Source organism: Nostocoides veronense (assembly GCF_039531185.1).
GTDB lineage: Bacteria > Actinomycetota > Actinomycetes > Actinomycetales > Dermatophilaceae > Nostocoides_A > Nostocoides_A veronense.
This window is the reverse complement of the sequence record NZ_BAAAPO010000076.1, coordinates 1-639: the sequence shown is the minus strand read 5'-3', so window position 1 is coordinate 639 and position 639 is coordinate 1. Positions and strand designations below refer to the sequence as shown.

Genomic DNA, 639 nt, shown 5'->3' with positions numbered 1-639 from the left:
GACGGTAGTCGATCCTGTTCTGGCGGGCGGCGGTCAGGCCGTCACGGCGGGCCTGACGGAGTTGTTCGCCTCGGCCGTGGTGCTCGTCCTCGGGTGTGACGTACCCGATCCCGGCGTGCAGGCGGATGGTGTTGTAGCGGTGCTGGGCCAGGGTGAGCTCGGCCTCCAGGACGGCCGGGTCGGTGAGGCGCTCCAGGTGCGGGTGCTCGCCCTTGAGGTGTCCGAAGAGGGACTCGATCCATGGCTGGTCGGTCGGGGTGCCCGGCCGACCGAAGCGTTGGGCGATGTACACCCCGGCGAGGAACTCGCGGGTGGAGTGGGAGCGCATCTGTGGCCCGTTGTCCGAGACGGTCAACAGCAGCGGCACCTGCTCGCTCGCCTCGACGGCCTTGTCGATGGCGTCGGGTTCGCCGCTGCGCAGCGCCGCGACCAGAACCTGGCTCTGCTCCACGTCGCGGTCTTCGATGGCCCGCATCAGGCCCTGGGTGTGCAGGGCGTCCAGGAAGCAGGCCTCGACCTGGGTGGAGGACTCCTCGGCCGAGACCAGGGTCGCCAGCCAGTACCGGGAGACGACGTCGATGACCGCGACCGCGCACCGTCTCGCGCGGGGGAAGTGGGTGAAGTCGTAGCACCAGATCC

General features: G+C 69.8%; 1 protein-coding gene. It reads right to left on the bottom strand.

Annotated elements, in window-relative coordinates:
* A partial coding sequence (locus ABD225_RS18550; RefSeq protein WP_344089175.1) for an integrase core domain-containing protein occupies positions 1-639 on the bottom strand: 639 nt, incomplete at both ends.